Genomic DNA, 21,597 nt, shown 5'->3' on the forward strand with positions numbered 1-21,597 from the left:
TGGCCGATCCCGATGTTCGCGTGGGCGACATCGACGTCGTCGATGCCGCGGAACGCCAACGATTGCTGGTGGAATGGAACGGTCCCGAGACTCCGATACCGGATATGACTTTGCCGGAATTGTTCGCTGCTCAGGTCCGGCGGGCTCCGAGCGCACTGGCTTTGTCATGTGGCGACGTGGCGTTGACCTACGCCGAACTGGACGCGAGGGCGAATCGTCTAGCCCGCGAGCTAATTCAGAATGGTGTCGGGTGTGAGTCGGCAATTGTAGTCTTGATGGAGCGTTCCGTTGATTTTGTGGTCGCACTCTTGGCTATTCTAAAATCCGGTGGGTACTATGTACCGTTGTCCACTGAATATCCGGTATCGCGGATGGCGACGATCTTGGCGGAGACTGAGGCTCGAATAATTCTGGTGGACGAATTGCTGAGTTTGCACGAGTTCGTTCGCGATAAGCTTGCCAGTAGCGTGGCGGTGATCAGGGCTGACGAGGTTGCTGGCAACGGTGCTGATCCGGCTGTCGCTCGAGACGTTCAGCAATTGGCTTATGTCATGTACACGTCAGGATCTACGGGGATTCCAAAAGGTGTAGCCATCACGGATGCAAACGTAGCGGCGTTTGCCCGCGAAAGCTCGATTGATATTGGAGACGACAGTCGGGTCCTGTTTCATTCGCCCCAAGTCTTCGATGTGTCCATATATGAAATTTGGGTTCCTCTGCTCAATGGTGGGCACGTCGTGGTGGCACCACCAGGCGATCTTTCTCTCGGTGTGTTGATGGAACAAGTCGTAGACCGCGAGGTCACGGACATCATGTTGGCTTCCGGTCTGTTCGGGGTGGCCGGAGAAGAACGTCCGGAGATGTTTGCCGGTGTGCGGACGGTTGTCACGATCGGCGATGTGGCACCGCCGGCCGCGGTTCGGCGCGTGCTTGACGTTTGCCCTGAAGCCGCGGTCGTCAATGCTTACGGGCCGACTGAAGCGACTGTATTCGCCACGAGCGACACCATCCGCTCGGCTAGCGAGATTTCCAGCGTCGTGCCGATCGGCGGTCCCCTCGAAAACGTGAGCGTGTTCGTGTTGGACGATCGGCTGAGCCCGGTTCCGGTGGGTGTTGTCGGCGAACTGTACATTGCTGGAGTCGGGGTTGCGCGAGGTTATGTCAATCAACCGGGTCTGACGGCTGAGAGGTTCGTGGCGAATCGGTTCAGTTCATCTGGCGACGTCCTGTACCGGACCGGAGACTTGGTCCGATGGGGCGCTGATGGTCGATTGCGGTACGTTGGGCGGGCCGACAACCAGGTGAAGATCCGAGGTTTCCGCATCGAGCAGGGGGAGGTCGAGGCGGCGGTGGCGCGATGTCCGGGCGTGAGCCAGGTCGCGGTGATTGCCCGTGAGGATCGGCCCGGCGACAAGCGCCTCGTCGCCTATACGGTGGGCGACGTCGATCCGGCGGAGGTGCGTCGCTTCGCGGGCGAAGTTCTACCGGATTACATGGTGCCCGCTGCGGTGATCGCGCTGGACACGTTGCCGCTGACCGCGAACGGGAAGGTGGACAGGCGGGCGTTGCCGGCCCCGGAGTTCGGCGGTTCGAAGCTGTCGCGGGCCCCTCGGGACGCTCGGGAACAGATCCTCTGCGAGCTGTTCGCCGAGGTTTTGGATGTGGGCACCGTCGGGATCGACGACGATTTCTTCGAGTTGGGCGGGCATTCGCTGCTGGCCATCCGCCTGGTGAGCCGGATTCGCTCGGTGCTGGGTGCCGAGGTGACCGTCGCAACGCTTTTCGGGGCACCCGCCGTCGGGGAACTGGCGTCGCGGCTCGATTCCGTCCAGCCTGATTCGCTCGCCGCGATGCTTCCGCTGAGGACGGTGGGTGAGCGCACGCCGTTGTTCCTCGTCCACCCGGCCGGCGGACTGAGCTGGTGCTACTCGCGCCTACTCCCGCATATTCCCAAGGGGCACCCGGTCTACGGATTGCAGTCGTGCAGGTACTTCGACGGCAGGAGCCGTCCGGAGTCGCTCGGCGAGATCGCGCAAGACTACCTCGCGCAGGTCCGGGAGATGCAGCCGAACGGCCCTTACCTGCTGGCTGGCTGGTCTCTCGGCGGCGTCGTCGCCCAGGAGATGGCGGTTGTGCTGGAAAGCCTGGGCGAGGAGGTCCCGGTTGTCATCCTTTTCGACGCTCCTCCCGCCGAGCGCGGGAACGTGGAAACCGCGAACGACCTTCCGGAGGATGTTCTTTCGCTGATCGAGCAATCGATTCGTGGTGATGCGGGAGGGATGCCGGACGATATGTCCGAGGACACCGTGGCCAAACTGTCGGCGATGGCCGGTCACTGCGTTCGGCTTCTTTGCTCCCATGAGTCGCGGAAATTCGGTGGAAAAGTAGTCAGCATTGAGGCGGCGGGATCTCAGGATGCTGCAAACCGATCGCGACTGTGGCCGGCTGGTCTTGCCCAAGGGGGAGTGGAGACCTATTTGATCGACTGTATGCACGAGGAGATGATGAACGCGGAACCTGTTTTGAGCATCGGAAAAATCGTCTCGGACGTGTTCTCGCGGTACGGTTCGGCGCGGTAATCAGCGCTGGAGCATTCTGTTATGCAAGTCTAGCCGGAGGAATTCTCGAAGTGCCCACGAAGGAATCTGACGACACCAAGGTGAGACTGGGGAGTCGCTTCCATAGACTCTTCGGTGCCACGCTCGTGTCGGCCATCGGCACCGGCATGCATGCCGCCGCGTTGCCCCTGCTTGCCCTGCAGAGCACCAGCGACCCGATGGCGTTGAGCTTCGTGGTCATGGCCGCCGAGATTCCCTGGGTGCTGCTCTCGCTGCACGCCGGCGTCGTGGTGGACCGGCTGGACCGCCGGCGGGTGATGGTGTGGGCCGACTTGGGCCGGTTCGTGGCCCTGATCGCTCTCGCGGGGCTGATCCTGACCTCACAGGTGAACCTGGTGTGGCTGGTGCTCGTGGCGTTCCTGCTGGGCTCCGGCCAGGTCTTCTTCGACATCGCCGCCCAGTCAGCCATTCCCGACCTCGTGTCGCGGGATCCGCGGAATCTGGCAACGGCGAACGGGCGGATCGTCGCGGCGGAGAGCAACGGCGAGGACTTCGTGGGGCCTCCGCTCGGCTCCGCGCTGTTCGGCGTGTGGAACGTCCTGCCATTCGCCGGCAACGCCCTCTCGTTCGCCGCCAGCGGCCTGCTGATCTTCTCGATCCGGCCGGACGCCAAACCGAAGGAGAAGCCCGAAGGTCCGCGCAAGAGCGTGCGAAACGAAATCGTCGAGGGCATTCGCTGGTTGTTCGGCAACCGGAGCCTGCGGGCGCTGGCCGCAGTTTCCTGTCTCGGGAACGTCGCTGCAACCGCCCAGTTCGCGATGCTCGCGCTGCTGGCCAAGGAGGTCCTCGAACTTCCCGACTTCGGGTTCGGTCTGTTGCTGACGGCCACCGCGATCGGTGCGACGATCGGGGGACTGGCCGCTGCGGCCGTGAGTGAGCGATTCGGCCCCGGCACGGTGATGCTCGCGGGGAAAGCAGGCGTGGGCGCGGCCATTCTGGTTATGGGACTTGTCGCCAATGAGTGGGTTGCGGGCGCGATGATGATGGTGACCGGTGCGCTGATGACTGCCGAGAAAGTCGCGGTGAGTACATTTCGCCAGCAGATCGTGCCTGATGAACTCTTGGGGAGAGTGCTCTCGTCGAGTAGACTGGTGGTAATGGCTGGGGGTCCGGTCGGTGCCGCACTCGGCGGTGTTCTCTCCAGCTTGTTCGCTGTCCAAGTCTCGTATGTCGCCTGCGGCGTCTTTCTAGTACTGGTGGCGTTGGCCTTCTACCCCGCGCTGAACAACCGCGCCTTGGCACGCGCTACGGACGAATAAGCCGGGTAAGCGAGAAATCCGAGGCTGCGCGCAGGACTCCGGCTTGCGATATGTCGTCATACAATACAAGGGAGGCGATTTGTCGTGATCATCTGTGGAATCAAGGCATCGCACGACGGTGCGGTCGCAGTCATCGAGGACGGCCGCCTCCGATTCAGTGTTGAAACCGAAAAGCTCGGCAACGGAGAACGCTACAGTTCCCTCGGCGGCGTCGAGCAGGTGACGGACATCCTCGCCGGTGAAGGGTTGTCGCCGAGCGACATCGACCAGTTCGTCGTCGACGGCTGGTACACGCGGGACGCGAGCGGCGCACCCGCCGTCTCGATCGGCGAGGGCGAGCGATCGTTGGAGCTCGCTGTCGCGCCCTACGTGGAAGGTCCCGGCGACGCGGGACCACTGCAGAGGCACAGCTTCGCGGGGCAGGAGTTCCGAGGCAGAAGCGGTGGCTACGTTGGCTTCACCCACGTGGCCAACCATCTGCTCGGCGCGTACTGCGCGAGCCCGTTCGCCGTGCGCCGGGAGAACGCGCTGGTCCTGGTTTGGGACGGCGGGATCGTGCCGCGGTTGTACGACGTGCAAGCCGCGACCCGCGAAGTGACGCTGGTGTCCGCCCTGCTGCCGGTCATGGGCAACACCTTCGCGGACTTCTCCGCGGCGTTCGAGCCGTTCGCTGCCGACACCAGCGCCCTCTCGCCAGCTCAGGCGGAACGCCACCACCTGTCGATCGCAGGAAAAGCGATGGCGTACGCGGCGCTCGGCGCGGCGGAGGCGGCGGCGTTTCCATTGCTGGACGACCTCATCGCCGATTTCTCCCGAGTGGACAACGACAACGGCCTCCTGTTGGGCGCGAAGGTCGCGTCCAACAGGGAAGAGATCATGCCGGGCTTGTCCAACGCGGACATTATCGCCACGTTCCAGGACTATCTTGGGCAAAGGCTGTTGCAACGGCTCACCAGATTGGTGGAGCGCAGGTTTCCGGGGCAGCACCCCAATCTCGTCCTCGGCGGCGGTTGCGCGCTCAACATCAAGTGGAACACCCTGATCCGCGCCAGCGGGCTGTTCAGGGAGGTGTTCGTTCCGCCGTTCCCGAGCGACGCCGGAGCCGCCATCGGCACGGCGGTCTGCGAGATGTTCCAGCGCGACACGCTGGCACTGGAGTGGGATGTCTACAGCGGACCTCCCTTGACTGCCGACAGTACACCGGAGGGGTGGCAAATCCGGCCCTGTGACGAACGGCAGCTGGCACTCTTGATGCACACCGAGAACGAACCGGTGGTCGTTCTGTCCGGTCGTGCCGAACTGGGTCCGCGCGCACTGGGCAACCGGAGCATTCTGGCCCCCGCCACCGATCCCGCGATGAAGGTCCGGCTCAACGCGATCAAGAATCGTGCCGACTATCGGCCGGTCGCACCGATCTGCCTGGTGGACCGCGCGAAAGAGGTTTTCGTTCCCGGTACGCCTGACCCTTTCATGTTGTTCGAACACCGGATGCGCCCCGGGTGGTCCGAACGCGTCCCTGCCGTTGTTCACCTCGACGGCACGGCGCGACTGCAGACCCTCGACGCGCGCAGCGGACTCGCCGCGGCCCGCGTTCTGGCCGCATACGCTGAGATCAGCGGCGTTCCCGTCCTGTGCAACACGAGCGCTAATTTCGAAGGGCGCGGATTCTTCCCCGACGTCGCGTCGGCCGCGCGATGGGGAAAGACGCGCTACATCTGGTCGGACGGCCTCCTGTACACCAATCCGGGCATGGGGTGAACAGCATGGATTTCGCAACATCCGTCAGCGTGTCCGACACGACGCTGCCCGAACTGTTCCAGGCCCAAGCCGAGCGGTCTCCGGAAGCGACGGCCGTGGTGTCAGAAGGCGTCTCGTTGAGTTACACGGAGCTGAACGCGCGCGCCAACCAGTTGGCCCACGGGTTGATCGCCCGCGGCGCCGGACCGGAACAAGTCGTGGCGCTGGCCGTGACCCGGTCGGCGGATCTCGTGGCGGCGCTGCTGGCGGTGCTCAAGACCGGGGCGGCCTACCTTCCGATCGATCCGTCCTATCCGGCCGATCGGATCTCGTTCATGCTTGCCGACACCCCGTGCCGGGTCGCGCTGGTCACCTCCGAGACCGTCGGGGTGCTGCCGGAGACGGCATGCCCCCAGCTGCTCCTGGACTCGGTGGCCGACGGGGAGTGGCCGTCCACCGATCCCACCGACCAGGACCGCGTCACTCCTTTGCACCACGACCACCCGGCGTACGTGATGTACACGTCGGGCTCTACCGGGAGGCCGAAGGGGGTCGTGCTGCCTTGCGGTGTCCTGGTGAACCTGGTGTTGTGGCACGGCTCCGTCTCGCCGGCGGGTCAGCAGGTCCGGACCGCGCAATTCTCCGCGATCAGTTTCGACGCCTCGGCCACGGAGATCCTGTCGACGCTGCACCGGGGAGGGTGCCTGGTCATACCCGACGAACAGACGCGGCGCAGCCCAGACCGGTTCGTGCGCTGGCTCGAGAACAACCGGGTCAGCGAGCTGCACGCCCCCAATGCGATGGTCGACGCGATGTGTGAGGCCGCTGCCGAGAAAGGGCTGACATTGCCGGCCCTCGTCGAGATCGCGCAGGCCGGCGAGGCGTTCGTGCTGTCCGATCGGATCGCCGCCTTTCAGCGGGCGGTGCCCGGACGCCGCCTGCACAACCATTACGGACCGACCGAGACGCACGTTGTGACGGCCTGGTCGCTAGAGCCGGAGCCGGGCGGATGGAAAGCGACGGCGCCGATTGGGCGGCCCCTGCCGGACACGAGGTTGTTCGTGCTCGACGATAGCCTCGATCCGGTAGAGGCTGGCACTGCCGGCGAGCTGTACGTCTCCGGCGGGGTCCTGGCTCGGGGGTACTTCAACCGCCCCGCGCTGACCGCGGAGCGGTTCGTCGCCTGCCCGTTCGGCCCGGCCGGCTCCCGGATGTACCGCACCGGGGATCTGGTGCGATGGGACGAGGGCGAGAGACTGGAATTCCTCGGCCGGGCCGATGCTCAGGTGAAGGTGCGCGGGTATCGGATCGAACCGGGAGAAGTAGAAGCGGTTCTGCTGCGTCATCCCAGCGTCGCCCAGGCCGCAGTGGTCGCGCGCGAGGAGCGGCCCGGCGACAAGCGGCTGATCGGCTATGTCGTGCCGGGGAATTCGACGGTGGTCGACCCAGCGAACCTGCGTGCGTTCGTGGGCGAATCGCTGCCGGACTTCATGATCCCGCGGATTGCAGTCGTCGACGCGTTGCCGTTGACGCCGAGCGGGAAGGTGGACCGGGCTGCTCTGTCGGCGTGGGAAGGCGTGGCTTCCCACGACGGCCAAGCGCCTCGCAGCCCTCAGGAGAGGGCCCTTTGCAAGCTCTATGCCGAGGTTCTAGGTATTCCCAGCGTGGGCGTGAACGATGACTTCTTCGCTCTGGGCGGGCATTCGTTGCTGGTCACCCGCCTGGTCGCTCGGATCGGTGACACGTTCGAGACAGAGGTGGGGTTGCGCGCATTATTCGACAATCCGACGCCGGCGGATATGGCAGAGTATCTAGCGAGCACAGAGCAGGTTCTTTCGCATGATCTTGCTGAACAGTCGTAGGGATGAGCCTGATTGGCCCGGCGAGGTCGAACAAGAGAAATGTCCCTGCGTCCACCGAGAGCATCGAGAAAGCAGGTTGATTATGCCCAATCCTTTTGATGACCCCGACGGTCGATTTCTCGTGCTGGTGAATGACGAGCGACAGTACTCGTTATGGCCAAGCTTCAGCGAGGTTCCGGCTGGTTGGTCGGTGGAGCTCGCGGAGACCGATCGGCAGTCCTGTCTTGACTACATCGAGAGTCATTGGACTGATATGAGGCCACGAAGTCTTGTCGAAAAAATGTCTGGCGGATCGTGATCGCGTCCGCGCTCCGAGTTTCCTGGATGGCCGGAGGGGAGTGACAGCTTGTGTCCAGGGCGGTTGACGTTCTGCTTGAAGCAAAGGACAAATATGATCGCGACGGATGGTTCCAGTCGCCGGAGTTGCTTGCGAAAAGCCTGATCGGAGAATTGCGGGAAAGTGTCGAACGGATCAGCTTGCAGACTCGCCCCGAGGTTGTTTACGAAAAGGGTTCACGTATTGTCCGGGCAATACACGGTTGCCATGCATTCGACGAGGCCTGCGCGCGATTGGTGCGCCTGCCGGCGCTGTTAGACCTGGCTCATGCGTTGATCGGCGAACCGGTTTACGTCTACCAGTTCAAGGTGAACCTCAAACAACCCTACGCAGGCGCGGCGTGGCCGTGGCATCAGGACTACGCGTTCTGGAACAGGGAGGACGGGATGCCATCCGACAGGGTGGTGAACCTGGCGATCTTTCTGGACGACACGTACGAAGGCAACGGACCGCTGCAGGTAATCCCCGGCACGCACCGGTTAGGCATCATTGAACCTGGCGACGAGCGTATGATCCGAGCGACCGGCGACTGGCGAAAACATGTTTCCGCCGACTTGGAGCACACGGTTCCGCTCGAGTATGCCGAACGGCTGATCGAAGAACGGGGGAAGTTCCTCTTGGTTGGCGCGTCTGGCACGTTGTGCGCGTTCCATCCCAGCATTGTCCACTCGTCATCGGACAACCTGTCTGGGAATAGGAGGGCGCTGCTGTTGATCACCTACAACTCGGTGAACAACGTTCCTGCTCACCCTAACAGGCCGGAATTTCTGGTAGGGCGGGACACCGCTCCGGTCGTCGGCCTGGAGGATGGGAGGGCCTAAAACTCTGCATGGGTAGCTCCCAGGACGAGGGAGGATTCTTGCGACTGAGGTGGCGAGCAGCGACCACAAGGCGAATGCGGCGCATGACCCGTTGCTGCGGAGACTGACAGATCGGGCGCGGGCGGAGAACCTGCAGTTGACAGGTGAGAGTGGCCCGGTGGTAGCGACAACGCTGCAGTCATGGATCAGTCAAGCGAACACGCCTCGCGACCTGTCCTCGACAAGGCTGCTGGCCCTGACGGCGACTCGGCTCTAGTCCGCCGACTTCCGGTCGGGTTCGCCGCCACTGCCGTCCGAGAATTCGCGAACCGGCCGTGTTGGCGGGTCGGCGAGTTCGAAACCGATGGCGACAATTCTGAGCGCTTTCGCGTTCGAGCAAGTAGATCTGGCGGATGTTCGCCAAATGCTGAGCGCGGGTCGCGGTCGAGTTGACCGAGGCGACGTCTGGCGGTCGAGCGTCTCCTCGAGGTCGGCGTACCGGTTGACCAGGCCGCGGCGAAAACTAGCTGCGATCCCGGCGATCACGTGCGCGTACCTCGTCCGCCGGTACAGCAGCAGAACCTCGATCAGCAACTGAGTCCCGGCTCGGTCGCCGTTGTGCGTGCCGAATATTCCGTCCATGCAGTTCAGCGGTCATCGGCGTGTGACTGATCGCCATCGGGCATGATCGCGACTCGTGGTCGCTCACTTCGCCTATCTCGCCGTCACCGATGCTTTCGCCGAATTGCGACTACTGTCGAACAACCGGCACCGAACCCGCCGATCACTGGCTGCCGCGGCACCGCTGCGAGCCCGGCCTCAACCCCTTCAACTCAACCGCATCGAACACGCCATAGGGACTGTAAAACGAGCGGTGTAACTCCCGATCATGGAAGTGCACCTGATGACCGACATGATGTCCGGCGTGGAGAACGCTGAGGACTCGAAGCCCGACACGGGGCTGGACGGGCTGGACGAGCAGCTCGTCGCGCAGCTGGTGGATCGCGCGAAGGCTGGTGGGCTGGCGCTGACCGGCGAGGGCGGGGTGCTGGCGCAGCTGACCAAACGCCTGCTGGAGTCCGCGCTCGAGGGCGAGATCACCGACCATCTCGGCTATGACAAGCACGACCCGGCCGGGCGCGGGACCGGCAACTCGCGCAACGGCACCCGCGCCAAGACCGTGCTCACCGACGTGGGCCCGGTGCAGATCGACGTGCCGCGGGACCGGGATGCCAGCTTCGAGCCGAAGATCGTGGCCAAACGGCAGAAACGCCTGGGCGGCGTGGACGAGATGGTGATCTCGCTGGCCGCGAAGGGCCTGACGACCGGGGAGAGTGCGCCGTGCAAGCACGGCTGAATCGCGAGGAGGTGGAAGACCTTCTCCTGCGGGCCGTCGCAGCGGCCTGTTGAAGTTGGGGGCAGCCCGAACCGGGAGGTGCCGGTGAGGGTGGCAAGCGGCCCCGACAAAACCGGGACGTGCCAGCACTGCCAGATGGTGCGGGTCCGGCAAACGAGTCGGAGAGGTATACGCGAGGAACTGGCGTGTTACGTTTCCTAAGTAGTCACCGGCTGAAACCTGGCGGATGGCCGGTTGCGATGCGCACCCGTTTCTTGAGGAGACGGGGAACTCCTGGGCGGGGATTCTCACCTTCGCAGGGAGGCCGTGGTGAAGGTCTGCGGCGTAGTCGCGGCGATATCGCGGGAACAAAGTCAGATGCCTCCTCCGGCAAGCGATCAGCATGTGAACACGGGAACTGCCTGGTGATGGTTCCCGGCTCGCGGGCATCCGGCTTGCGCGTCGGGATAGGCACACCGTCTGCCGAACACGCCGGGCAGGGCGGAGCCGTCGTAGTACTCGGAGGCCGGGAAAGCCGGCCACAGGGGGAAGGACGGCAGCGGTTACGAGAAGAGGGGATGCTGCAATGCCGAAAGATGCGCCGCTGAACAGCGGCGCCCCGGAACAACCCGAAATAGGGTCGTTCCGTCGGGTATCGGAAATGCAGGCCAAGCTTCATCGTTGGGCGTCGGCTGATCCTGGCCGACGGTTCGATGACCTGTTCAACCTCGTGCACGACCCGGCAACCCTGCGTGTGGCATGGGAACGGGTCGCATCGAATACCGGGGCACGTACCGCTGGTTCGGACGGCGTCACCGTCGCCCAGATCGAGCGGGAGATCGGTGCCCTGGAGTTTCTGGGCGGCATTCGCATCGTGGTTAAAGACGGTTCGTTTCGGCCTCAGCCGGTGCGGGAACGGTTGATTCCCAAGCCGGTCGGCTCGGGGAAAGTCCGCAGGCTGGGCATTCCCACTGTAACCGACCGCGTTGTCCAGGCTGCCTTGAAACTCGTCCTGGAACCCATTTTTGAGGCCGATTTTAATCCGGTCTCGTTTGGATTCCGTCCCAAACGGCGGGCACATGATGCGATCGCCGATATCCACCACTTCGGCAGCCGCGGCTACGAATGGGTTCTGGATGCCGACATCGAGGCTTGTTTCGACACCATCGACCACGTGGCCCTGATGGATCGCGTGCGGGCTCGGGTGACCGACAAGCGTGTGCTGACGTTGGTGAAATCGTTCCTCAAGGCCGGGATCCTGACCGAACTCGGCGAGGAACGGGACACGCCGACCGGGACGCCGCAAGGGGGCATTCTTTCCCCGCTGTTGGCCAATATCGCGTTGTCGGTACTGGACGAGTACCTGCATCGCGACTGGCAGCCAGGGGGTTGGATGTCGACGGATAACCGGCGTCACCGCCATCGGCGCCTGGGTCTGCCGACCTGGCGACTCGTCCGGTATGCGGATGATTTCGTCGTGATGGTATTCGGCACCAGGGACCACGTGGTGGCGTTGCGCGAGGAGGTCGCGCAGGTGCTCGCTCCGATGGGTCTGCGTTTGTCGCGGGCCAAGACTCGGATCGCGCACATCCGCGACGGGTTCGATTTCCTGGGTTTCCGCATCCTGTGGAGAGTCAAGAAAGGGGCCCGCGATCAGTGGCGGCTCTACACTTTCATCGGCGATCGGCCACTCCGTTCGCTGAAAGCGAGAATCCGCGCTCTGACGCGCAGGACATCACAGCAGGACCTACGCGCCGTGTTGATCCGGATCAATCGGATCACGCGCGGCTGGGCTGAATATTTCCGACACGCTGTGGCCAAGCACACCTTCGACCGGCTCGCTTACTTCATTTGGTGGCGAATCGTCCGATGGGTCAAGACCAAGCGGCGTTGGAGATGGAAGGACGTCCACCGCTGGCTGCGCACCCCCACGGGGTGGCGGCCAATCGCGGCGGACGGGATCGAACTGCGCAACATCGCGGCGACACCGGTGACCCGGTACCGTCGGCGCAGCATCCCCAGCCCTTGGCCCCGCGCGAACCACGCGTAACGACAGAAACCGTGGAGAGCCCGTTGCGTTGAAAGGCGCACGGCGGGTTCGGCGAGCGGCCTGGGGAAACAGGACGGCGGCAACGCCGGAACTGCGCCCCAGGCCGACTCGACTCTCTGCGCATCTGGCCGAGGTCTACGGGGCCGAGGTGTCCCGGCAGACGATCTCCACGATCACCGACAAGGTCGTCGAGGGCATGGTCGAATGGCAGAACCGGCCCCTGGACCCGGTCTATCCGGTGATCTTCATCGACGCGATCCACGTGAAGATCCGGGACGGCAAGGTCGCCAACCGGCCGATCTACGTCGCCTTGGCGGTGACCTGCGAGGGCCGCCGCGACATCCTCGGCTTGTGGGCGGGCGAGGGCGGCGAGGGGGCGAAGTACTGGCTGCACGTGCTCACCGAACTCAAGAACCGCGGCGTCGCCGACGTGCGCATGGTCGTCTGCGACGGGCTGACCGGGTTGCCCGAGTCGATCACCGCGGTTTGGCCGGCCGCGATCACCCAGACTTGCGTGGTGCACTTGCTGCGCAACAGCTTCCGCTACGCCGGCCGTCAGCACTGGGACGCGATCGCCAGAGCGCTCAAGCCGGTCTACACCGCGCCGACCGAGGCCGCCGCGCGCGAACGGTTCGCCGAGTTCGCCGAGACGTGGGGCAGTCGGTATCCGGCGATCGTCCGGTTGTGGGACAAAACGTGGGCGGAGTTCGTGCCGTTCCTGGCGTTCGACACCGAGATCCGGCGGGTGATCTGCTCGACCAACGCGATCGAGCGTCAACGCCCGCATCCGCCGCGCTGTGAAGGCCCGCGGTCACTTCCCGAACGAGCAGGCCGCGCTCAAGTGCGTCTACATGGCGATCATGAGCCTGGACCCCACCGGCTCCGGCCGGAAACGCTGGACGATGCGGTGGAAACCCGCGCTGAACGCGTTCGAGATCGCCTTCGACGGCCGCCTGGCCGCCGGACGCAAGTAGTTCCCCTTCAACCCGAGTTACACCGCTCGTTTGACAGACCCCGNGCCTGGCCGCCGGACACAAGTAGTTCCCCTTCAACCCGAGTTACACCGCTCGTTTGACAGACCCCCGCCATACGCCGAGAAGCCCGACTCGGCGGACTCATCCACGAGTACCAACATGCGGCTTGACCTGCTTGGACGTAATTTTCGGCACTCGCAGCCCCCGTTCGCGCGGGGAGAAAGCTTCTTGACCCAGGAGCTTATCCGATGGATGGCGGGTTTTCATTTACTTGTGCTGAGCGGTGTGGGTTGTGTGCGTGCCAGTAGTCGTTGGATCTCGGTGGCTTGTGGTGCTTTGAGGCGTCGGTAGATGTCGAGTGCGCGGCTGAGGCAGGTTGTTGCTCGCTTGTGGTGCCCGGGGAGGCGCGTCCGAGGTAGTTGAGGGAGATGCCTTGGCAGGAGCGGCTTCCGACGGTTTCGTAGAGACGCAAGGCTTCGGCGTGGTGGTCGACGGCGCTCCACAAGCAACTGTGCGTGAACCGCGCCGTGCCGAATGGATGACGTACCCGGCAGTTGGCACTGCACCGAAAACGACCGGACGCCCTGAAACGTGTTCGAACTGGCCAACCTGGACAGTTCGGCTGGGCGCTTCGGCGGCGTACGTCCGGCACGACATCGGCCTGGAGACCGTCCGGGGCCGACTGAAGAATGCGGAGTTCGCTGCGGCTGAAGCCGGATTGTTCGACGACGCCGCCGTGCTCGCGTGCTCAAGGCGCAGTTCGACGCCTTGCCGACGACCAGCGCACCGATCGCTGAACTCTCGCCGCCACCCACCAAGCCAGCGACCACGGTGCCTTCGTCAACGTGGTCGCCTGCGTAGGTCGCCAGGCAGAAAGCTCCTGGAGTATCTTTCTCGCTGCTCCGTCGGAATGGAGATCCGGGTCGCCACCTCGACTATCGTTTCTGCCTGTTCCAGCAGTTCCCTGTCAGCTTGCCCCGGCCCGAATCGCCGCCGGTTTCGACCCCGCCGGGCGAAAAGCGCAGCATCGTCAGATGCGGGAGCCGCGTCACTCGTCGGAGGACGGGGCCTTGTTCGGAGGCCAGTGGCGGCGGCATTGACTCCTGTCGGTTGGTGATCTCGGTGTGTGCCGCCGCCCTGGCCGGGCCTCGGGGAGGGCACCAACCTGCGCGGGATCGTTGTGCGCAGGGCCGGGCCTCGGGGAGGGCACCAACCTGCGCGGGATCGTTGTGCGCAGGGCCGGGCCTCGGGCAGGATTACCAAAGGATGGGAACGGGGCTGACCAGGGACTTTTCGTCGGCACGTTAGTGGTCGAGGCGAGTTTCGAGCTTCCGGGCTCTGGCGGGGGCCGGGCATGAGCGCCAGCTCGCGGACGGTTGCTCGGTTTGTCACGGTCACGATGGGGTTGGTTATCGGGCTCACGTTCCTGTTTGGGTTTGGGAACGTCCTCAACCTGGCGTTGAAGCTTCAAGTCCCAGCGTTCGTGGCACCGCTGGTGGCGCCTGCTGTTGACCTGACGGTGCTGGGGTTGCTCGTCGGTACGCGACAGCTGGCGCTGTCCGGGGCCAGCGAGGAGGTGCTGCGGCCGGCGCGACGTCTGCTGTTGGCGGCGAGCGTGGTGACCCTGCTACTGAACGTCGCCGATCCGGTGTTTGCTGGTCAGTGGGGTAAGGCCGCGTTCGACTCGGTCGGCCCGCTCCTGCTTATCGGGGTGTGCGAGGCGGGGCCTGGCCTTCTTCGAGCGCTGAGCGTCACGAACACCGATCTCGGGTACGACCCGCTGCCCACGCCCTCGTCAGTAGACCCGGCGAACGGCCGTGCGAAAGAGACGCCGGGTGCCGTGACGCTGCAGTGCGAGCAGTATGTAGAGGTGCCATCTCGTCGCTGGGTTGATGATCTCGACGAGAAGCTCGTGCAGAGGGCTCGGCAAGCAGATGCCGACCACTGGCAACGTTTTCGCCGTCCAATTTCCGCAGAGACGCTCCGGAAGCAGCTTCGGGTCGGTTCACGGACATCGAGGGCTCTAGTAGCTCTTGTTCGTCCAGCGAACGTTCCTGCAGGTACACGGGGCCAGGCCGTGGCGCGCCGGTGACCGGCGCGACACTGCGCGGCTGGAGACAACAGGCTTGTGACTGACGGTAGCCTCAGATCTGGCCGCCTACGCGCCCTGCCTGCCATTGGGAGTGGCTGCGTCTCGCAACGCGTAGCCTCCCTGGGTGGTCTACCGCCGGGGCCGCCGCTCCGGGTGTCGTCGCCGCGGACTGTCGGTGGCGGCCGTTACCGTGGGTGCTGGCCGGCCGTGAACGTGCACGTCGTTGCGTGTTTACGACAACCGGTCGGAGGGATGTGAATGGGTGACAGATCAGGAGTTGTTCTCGCGTCATTACCTGCGGACGTGGCTGGAAAAGCGGCAGCGCGACGCGCTGGCCGAGGTGCAGCGGGTCAGCGCCGATGAGATCTTGGCGCGGCCGCACGAGCAGGTCGCTGAGGAGATCATCGACCGCTACCTGGTGCCCGAACCCCACCTGGATCGGGACGCGATGACTGGTGAGGTCCGCGACCAGCAGATCGACATCTCCGGCGACCCGACGCGGGTCGTGTCTAACCGGTCCCGGTCGTTCCACGTTCCCGGCAGCCGGATCGTGTTCTGGGTGCCCTACATCGGCCTGACGGACGTGCTGTATATGCAGGCCAGCACGCACTCGTTCGCCCCGCCGCACGCCAGTGTCACCGACGGATACGTCAGCGTGTCCCGTGACGTCCCGGCCGACGTCCTGGAGCGCGATCGCGACAGCATCGTCGCCGCGCTGAAGGCCGAGATCACGAAAATCGACACGCACCTCGATTACAGCCGCAGCGACATCGCCGCAGCGAACGAGCAACTGCGCGCCAGCGTGGCCAGGGCCGCGCAAGCCCGGCGCGCGAAGGTGCTGGCCGACCGGGACGCCGAAGCCATCCTCGGGGTCCCGCTGCACCGCGACCAGGAGGCGGTGAAGACCTACCGGGTCCAGCCCGTCTCCCGGCGGCAGGTAAAGCCGACGCGGCAGGCTCGCCCGCATCAGCCGTTCGCTCCCGAGCCGGCCATCACCGCAGACGACTTCGCGCACATCATCGGCGACATCGTCACCACCACGCGCATGTTCGAGAGGCTCGCGCTCACCTACTCCGACCAGCGAGAAGAGCGTCTCCGGGACCAGATCCTGACGGCGTTGCACAGCATCTACGGCACCGCGACCGGGGAGACGTTCAGCAAACGCGGCAAGACCGACATTTACCTGCCCTGGGACGGCGGGGCGGTGTTCCTCGCCGAGTGCAAGTGGTGGTCGGGGCCGAAGAACTTTGCTGAGCACGACCTGCCGCAGTTGTTGGATCGCTACGTCACCTGGCGTGACACGCACGCCGCGATGGTGGTGTTCATCCGCAACAAGAACGCCACCGCCGTCATCGCCGACGCCGAAAACATTGTCCGCGGCCATCCCCGCTACCTGCGTGACGCCGCGGCGCTCAATGGCACGCCGGTGTTCGTGCTGCACAAAGACGGCGACCCCGACCGCGAGATCACTCTTGCGCTTGTCACCGTCGCTATCCACGACTGACGCACACGGAATGACGGTGAGAGACCGGTGTCGATGAGTGACCGCATCATGGCCGAAGTTCAGCGGGTCAACGAGCACACGCGGGCGATGCTCGCTGCATACCTCGCGTGGGCCGACAAGATTCGGGTTGGCCAGGTGCAGCAGTGGATGTACAACGAGCTGATCGATTTCGTCAACTTCCGGATAGAGACCGCCGACACCTGCCTGCAGTTGGTCGACCGGGGCAGGGTCGCCGACGCGCTGGGGCTGTGCAGGTCGCTGCTGGAGAACTATCTGCTGTTGATGCTCATGTGCCGGGGTCGCAAGTATTTCCGGCTACAGGACCGCACTGATCTCACCGAGGGCCAGTTCAAGGCCTACGTCGCGGAGCAGAAGGAACAACTGGCCTCCGAGTACCAGGCCGGCACCGCGGCGCGTCTCGCCGTCGACAAGTATCCACGCGCGAAGCGGCACCTCATGCACATCTTCGAGGGGCTCAAAGACGAAGATGACGCCGAGTTTGTGATCCCGGTGCACTACTTCCACTTCAGCAACTTCCGTCCCGAGGTGATGCGGCTGTGGCAGGGCAACTATTTCGAGTACGTCGCCGACGAGCCCGACACCCAACAGGTACTGCGGGAGCACCGACGGGACGCCACCGTCGTCTACAAGCACTACCTGTCTTACGACGCGCTGCTGACCTGCTTGGAACTCAACGAACTGGCAGACCACGCCGTCGTCGCCCGTATCGAAGCGCACTACACGTTCCTGGGCCAGTTCCTGCACCCCACCAATGATGCTGCCCGCAGCCTGCACGAATCCAGCAACTACCACCACGGCAAACCCGCCATCGGCATGGACACCCCCTACACCCCGGCGGCGCACCTGCTCGCAGCACTGTACGCATGCCATCTCGTTGCGGGCCTCCTGGACGAGATCGCCCATCTGCACGAGAACGCCCCACAGAAATTCATCGCCGAACCAGGAACCGAGGATCTGCGGCGTCTCACCGCCGACGTGCCGACCAGGTACGGATATTTTTGGTTCCTGTTCAACAATCCGCCGCTCTACGACAAGTTCGTGCACTGCGTCAGCCACACCACCGACGACGAACTCGCCGCCTACGGCCACTACGCCCACACACCGAACGACCGCGTCAGGTTCAACCAGCACATCTACGACCAGCTCACACAAGCCCTCAATGGCTGGAACAACTCCAGAGTCGGAACCTACGCGCCACCGATCCCGTAGCTGGTCAAGGGATTTCGCCCGCAGACTGCTCCCCGCCGTTGCATGAATTGAAGGTCTTGATGTGGGTCGCCCCCCGGACGGCATCGTTCGCGGCCCGAAGGTCGGAGAACCCCCATCCGGCAGGATCGCAGAACGAATCTGCGTAGATGTCGGTTCGCAGACCGGCCTGGCCAATGGGGTTTCGAACAGTTGCGCAAGCAGTGTGGACGACGCCGTAACGGGCAGCGTTGCCCGCACCTCCTTCTCCGTTGAGTCGCACACCTTGTTCGTTTGGATAGCTTCCGGCTTCCCGGGAACCTTCTTCACGTACGTTTGAGCACAATAAGTACCGATCGGCGAAGAATGTTGGCATATGGACACCTGTATTGGGACCCGGGCCCGTGCGTGGAAGCCATGTTGGTCGAGGCCGAGTTGCGTGGAGTTTCCGCCAGGTGTGCGCCTGATGGGTGCCCGAGGAGTATCGGGCGTGCCTCGACGCCGACGAGTACGAGTACGAGTACCACGGCGGCTACTGGGACAGCAGCCCCGCAATCCTCGAGATGCCCTGTGACGGTCGCTGGTGCGTCGTCGAAGGCTGTGGCGTGCCGCTCGCCGCCTGGGTGACGAAACTCGTCGACTGGCGGCGAAGCCGTTCGTTACCCGGGAAATCGCGGCGATAGTGGCTCGGCGAGGACCGGCGACTGAGTGCTTGGAGGCAACTGCCAAACCCCGGTTGCCCTTGAGCCGGCGCCCGGGCCGCTGCGCGGGAGTTCGCTCAGGTGCACCGCCAGCGTTGTCCGGTCGAGCTGAGGCGGCACGGGGCTGAGCTGGCCGTTGTGGTGTCCGTCGAGGACGTCGGCGACGAACTGTGCGACAGCGGCGGGCGGGGGTGCGATGTGGCCGCGGAGGCGGCGGATCACGGGCGGGTGGTCGTTGCCGCGCGGTTCGATCGCGACGGACCAGCCGAGTCGTTCGTCCCAGACGAGCATCAAGTCGCGCCGCGGGTGCTCAGCGGTGCCGGAGGCGAGGCCGAGATAGGCGGTGGCGGTGTCGGTGACTTCGTGTGTCACCGCGTCGAGGGGGATGCCGATCTGCTCGGCCACCCGGCGGACGTAGCCCGCCAGCGCGGAATCCAAGCTCGGCGCGGCGCCGACAGCGGGCTGTATGTCCAAAATGGACAGAAGGAGGCTTTCGTCGTGCGGGTCGCGTGCCATCCGGGCGACCGTGCGTGCCGCGCGGGCGCGCCGTTGCCGATCCTCGTGCAGCTGGCGAGCACGGGAGGAGGCGAACTGCGCCGCCGGTCCTTCGCTTGGCGGGGCGGGGGTCGGGGTCACGGTCGGCACCTCGAAACCCGGAACCTCGAATGCGGCGACGATGCGGGCGGGCGTGTGGGCGCCGCCGGGCGTCCGCGGCGACGCGGACGCCCGGCCGGCGTGACGGTGGTCAGAGGACCGACACCGCCGTGGCCTGCGGGCCGCGGTTGCCCTGGCCGACGTCGAACTGCACTCGGGCGTTTTCGTCGAGGCTGCGGAAACCGCCGCCGGTGATTTCCGAGTAGTGGACGAACACGTCGCTGCCGCCGTCGTCGGGGGCGATGAATCCGAAGCCCTTTTCGGAATTGAACCACTTCACAGTGCCTTGAGACATACAAGTACTTCCTTGTCGCGTCGGAAATACGGCACAGCCTCGTGCGAGGCGGCCGGGCTGCGAGCGCGAAAGCAAGGAAAGCCGGAAAAGGCACCGAGACGACGCTCGCTAAAAACCTCTGCGGCGTCGGGAACAACGAGCACAAAAATCTTCAACCGCAAGCAGTGGAGCACATCGGCGGGCGGGCCGTCAACCCAGGGGCTGCGCCTCACCCCCGCGCTGCAGTCACCCGCCGATGCGCGTACCGTGGGTGTCAGCAGGCTCGCGCCACGCTTTTCGACCCTGGGTCACGAGGTGCCTTGACGACGCTGGTCCGGCCTGCGACCAAGCCTCTGCCCGACGACGCCGCGCCGATCTTCTCGACGCTTCCGTTCGGTGCTCATGCGTCACCGCTGGCCGTGTTCACTCGCCCGGCCCTTTCCCAGGAGTTTCTTTATGTTGCGCACACCCGTACGTTCCCGCAGTGCCCGTGCCCCGGTCTCGCCGGTGCTGTTCAGCCACCCCGTCTCGCACACCGCCGGACGCACGCTCTCCAACGCCGATCAGCGCCGCAGCCGCGGCGTCCGGTTCTCCTCCGGATCCCCCGCGACGCCGCGCCGATGAACGCTCCGGCGGCATACGGCAGCCTGCTCGCCGAAGTCCGCGAAGCCGGGCTGCTGCGCCGCCGCCACGGCTACTACGCGGGGGTGATCACCGCGAACCTGGCGGTGTTCGCCGGAGCGTGGGTCGCCTTCGCGTTCCTGGGCGACACGTGGTGGCAACTGCTGATCGCCGCCTTGCTCGCGGCCGTGTTCGCGCAACTGGCGTTCGTCGGCCACGACGCCGGGCACAAGCAGATTTTCCGGACCCGGCGCCCCAACGACGCGGTCGGAGTCGTGCACGGCGGCCTGGTCGGGATGAGCTACCAGTGGTGGATCGACGGGCACAACCGCCACCACGCCAACCCCAACCACGAGGAACACGATCCCGACCTCGACATCCCGGCGCTGGCCTTCACCAGCCGGCAAGCCCGCGTGAAACAGGGCTTTCTCCGCTGGATGGCCAAAAATCAGGCGTTCCTGTTCTTCCCCTTGCTCACCCTCGAAGGGCTCAACCTGCACGTGTCCGGAATCCGGGCGGTGCGGCGCGGTGAGACGAAGATGCGCCGTGTGGAAGGGGTTTTGCTGACCGCGCACATCGCGGGGTACCTCACCGCGGTGTTCCTCGTGCTCTCGCCCGGTCTCGCGGTCACGTTCGTCGTGGTGCACCAAGCCCTCTGGGGCGTCTACATGGGCTGTTCGTTCGCGCCGAACCACAAGGGAATGCCCACGATGACCGGGCAGCCGGTCGACTTCCTGCGGCGGCAAGTGCTGACCTCGCGCAACATCCGCGGCGGCAAGGTCGTCGACTTCGTCCTCGGCGGGCTGAACTACCAGATCGAGCACCACCTCTTCCCGAACATGCCCCGCCCGCACCTGCGCCGCGCCCAGCCGATCGTCGAACGATTCTGCCGCAGCCACGGCATCCCTTACGCCCAGACCGGTCTGCTGCACTCCTACCGCCAAGTCCTCGGCCACCTGCACCAGCTCGGCGCACCGCTGCGTGCCGCAGACCACGCCCGCAGTCTCTGACCGGAAACCGGAAACGTTCAACACGCGGAATCCAGAGTCGGCAGACGTCCGGCCCGCGGTCCCGGAACTGGTGAGTTCACTCCGGCGAGGTCAGGCAAAACTTTCCCTCAAGCCGTGATGGGTGTACCGCCGGTGAGGGCGGCACACCCACGGTGTCAGTCTGCGCGCTGGGGACTGGAATTCTGCTGCTGGGCTTCGTGCAGCTGGTCTTCGAGGGACACGATGCGGCACGCCGCATCGACGGCGGTGCCCTGGTCGACCAGTTCCCGCACTCGCGCGGCGACGCGCAACTGGCGGCGGGAGTAACGCCGGTGCCCGCCTGCGGAGCGCTGCGGCTGGATCAGGCCGGCTTCGTCCAGGCTGCGCAAGAAGTTCTGAGTCGCGCCGAGCATGTCCGCGGCGCGGCCCATGGTGTAGGCGGGGTAGTCCTCGTCGTCGAATTTGTCCGCCCCGCCACCCGGCACGGCCGGGTCGTGTTGGTCAGGGATCATTCCACCTCCACATCACAAGGGACCCCGGGTGCCGTACCGGCACCCGGGGTCCCAGGGGTTTGGGTTTCATC

General features: G+C 64.8%; 15 protein-coding genes and 2 pseudogenes. 14 read left to right on the forward strand and 3 right to left on the reverse strand.

Going from position 1 to position 21,597, the window contains the following annotated elements:
• Nucleotides 1–20 precede the first annotated feature (20 nt).
• From A4R44_RS48070 to A4R44_RS48075, 13 genes and pseudogenes are all read left to right on the forward strand, one after another.
• Nucleotides 21–2,579: an amino acid adenylation domain-containing protein gene (locus tag A4R44_RS48070; protein WP_157904927.1), complete on the forward strand. Its 2,559-nt coding sequence runs from the start codon at nucleotides 21–23 to the stop codon at nucleotides 2,577–2,579.
• Nucleotides 2,580–2,629: 50 nt separating this feature from the next.
• Nucleotides 2,630–3,877, forward strand: a complete 1,248-nt coding sequence (locus A4R44_RS19390) for an MFS transporter (RefSeq protein ID WP_067582434.1) — start codon at nucleotides 2,630–2,632, stop codon at nucleotides 3,875–3,877.
• An 84-nt stretch (nucleotides 3,878–3,961) separates the two neighbouring features.
• Nucleotides 3,962–5,635 (forward strand): carbamoyltransferase N-terminal domain-containing protein, encoded by a 1,674-nt coding sequence (locus A4R44_RS19395; RefSeq protein ID WP_067582438.1) that lies wholly within the window; start codon nucleotides 3,962–3,964, stop codon nucleotides 5,633–5,635.
• A gap of 5 nt (nucleotides 5,636–5,640) precedes the next feature.
• Nucleotides 5,641–7,476 carry an amino acid adenylation domain-containing protein gene (locus A4R44_RS19400; protein WP_067582441.1) on the forward strand — a complete coding sequence of 612 codons (1,836 nt, stop codon included), beginning with the start codon at nucleotides 5,641–5,643 and terminating at the stop codon, nucleotides 7,474–7,476.
• Nucleotides 7,477–7,558: 82 nt separating this feature from the next.
• Nucleotides 7,559–7,774 carry an MbtH family protein gene (locus tag A4R44_RS45885; protein ID WP_095213454.1) on the forward strand — a complete coding sequence of 72 codons (216 nt, stop codon included), beginning with the start codon at nucleotides 7,559–7,561 and terminating at the stop codon, nucleotides 7,772–7,774.
• A gap of 50 nt (nucleotides 7,775–7,824) precedes the next feature.
• Nucleotides 7,825–8,634, forward strand: coding sequence for a phytanoyl-CoA dioxygenase family protein (locus A4R44_RS19405; RefSeq protein WP_095213455.1), 810 nt, complete (start codon nucleotides 7,825–7,827; stop codon nucleotides 8,632–8,634).
• Nucleotides 8,635–9,526: 892 nt separating this feature from the next.
• Nucleotides 9,527–9,946: pseudogene (locus tag A4R44_RS19415) on the forward strand (transposase); the annotation flags it as partial.
• 589 nt (nucleotides 9,947–10,535) lie between these two features.
• Nucleotides 10,536–11,999 carry a group II intron reverse transcriptase/maturase gene (gene ltrA, locus A4R44_RS19420; protein ID WP_067582446.1) on the forward strand — a complete coding sequence of 488 codons (1,464 nt, stop codon included), beginning with the start codon at nucleotides 10,536–10,538 and terminating at the stop codon, nucleotides 11,997–11,999.
• 16 nt (nucleotides 12,000–12,015) lie between these two features.
• Nucleotides 12,016–12,973, forward strand: a pseudogene (locus tag A4R44_RS19425) (IS256 family transposase); the annotation flags it as partial.
• Between the two features lie 1,354 nt (nucleotides 12,974–14,327).
• Nucleotides 14,328–15,065: a hypothetical protein gene (locus A4R44_RS19430; protein WP_067582449.1), complete on the forward strand. Its 738-nt coding sequence runs from the start codon at nucleotides 14,328–14,330 to the stop codon at nucleotides 15,063–15,065.
• Nucleotides 15,066–15,327: 262 nt separating this feature from the next.
• Entirely contained in the window at nucleotides 15,328–16,569 is a 1,242-nt protein-coding gene (locus A4R44_RS19435; protein WP_067582453.1) for a hypothetical protein, read from the forward strand.
• A 33-nt stretch (nucleotides 16,570–16,602) separates the two neighbouring features.
• Nucleotides 16,603–17,799, forward strand: coding sequence for a hypothetical protein (locus A4R44_RS19440; protein WP_157904928.1), 1,197 nt, complete (start codon nucleotides 16,603–16,605; stop codon nucleotides 17,797–17,799).
• Nucleotides 17,800–18,245: 446 nt separating this feature from the next.
• A complete protein-coding gene (locus A4R44_RS48075) occupies nucleotides 18,246–18,458 on the forward strand; it encodes a hypothetical protein (RefSeq protein WP_157904929.1) in 213 nt (70 codons plus the stop codon).
• Here A4R44_RS48075 and A4R44_RS19445 read toward each other — a convergent pair.
• Together A4R44_RS19445 and A4R44_RS19450 are read right to left on the reverse strand one after the other, a co-directional pair.
• On the reverse strand, nucleotides 18,435–19,112 hold the full coding sequence (locus A4R44_RS19445; protein ID WP_198545362.1) for a DUF6292 family protein: 678 nt from the start codon (nucleotides 19,110–19,112) through the stop codon (nucleotides 18,435–18,437). The two genes, A4R44_RS48075 and A4R44_RS19445, sit on opposite strands and share 24 nt — an antisense overlap.
• A gap of 109 nt (nucleotides 19,113–19,221) precedes the next feature.
• Complete coding sequence (locus A4R44_RS19450; protein WP_067576327.1) at nucleotides 19,222–19,425, reverse strand: cold-shock protein; 204 nt, start codon at nucleotides 19,423–19,425, stop codon at nucleotides 19,222–19,224.
• A 599-nt stretch (nucleotides 19,426–20,024) separates the two neighbouring features.
• On the opposite strand from A4R44_RS19450, the gene A4R44_RS19455 reads away from it, so the two are divergent.
• Entirely contained in the window at nucleotides 20,025–21,035 is a 1,011-nt protein-coding gene (locus tag A4R44_RS19455) for an acyl-CoA desaturase (RefSeq protein WP_067582459.1), read from the forward strand.
• A 155-nt stretch (nucleotides 21,036–21,190) separates the two neighbouring features.
• Here A4R44_RS19455 and A4R44_RS19460 read toward each other — a convergent pair whose 3' ends face one another.
• Nucleotides 21,191–21,526: a helix-turn-helix domain-containing protein gene (locus tag A4R44_RS19460; protein WP_067582462.1), complete on the reverse strand. Its 336-nt coding sequence runs from the start codon at nucleotides 21,524–21,526 to the stop codon at nucleotides 21,191–21,193.
• Nucleotides 21,527–21,597 lie beyond the last annotated feature (71 nt).

The sequence above is a fragment of the Amycolatopsis sp. M39 genome, from assembly GCF_001651785.1.
Taxonomy (GTDB): Bacteria; Actinomycetota; Actinomycetes; order Mycobacteriales; family Pseudonocardiaceae; genus Amycolatopsis; species Amycolatopsis rubida.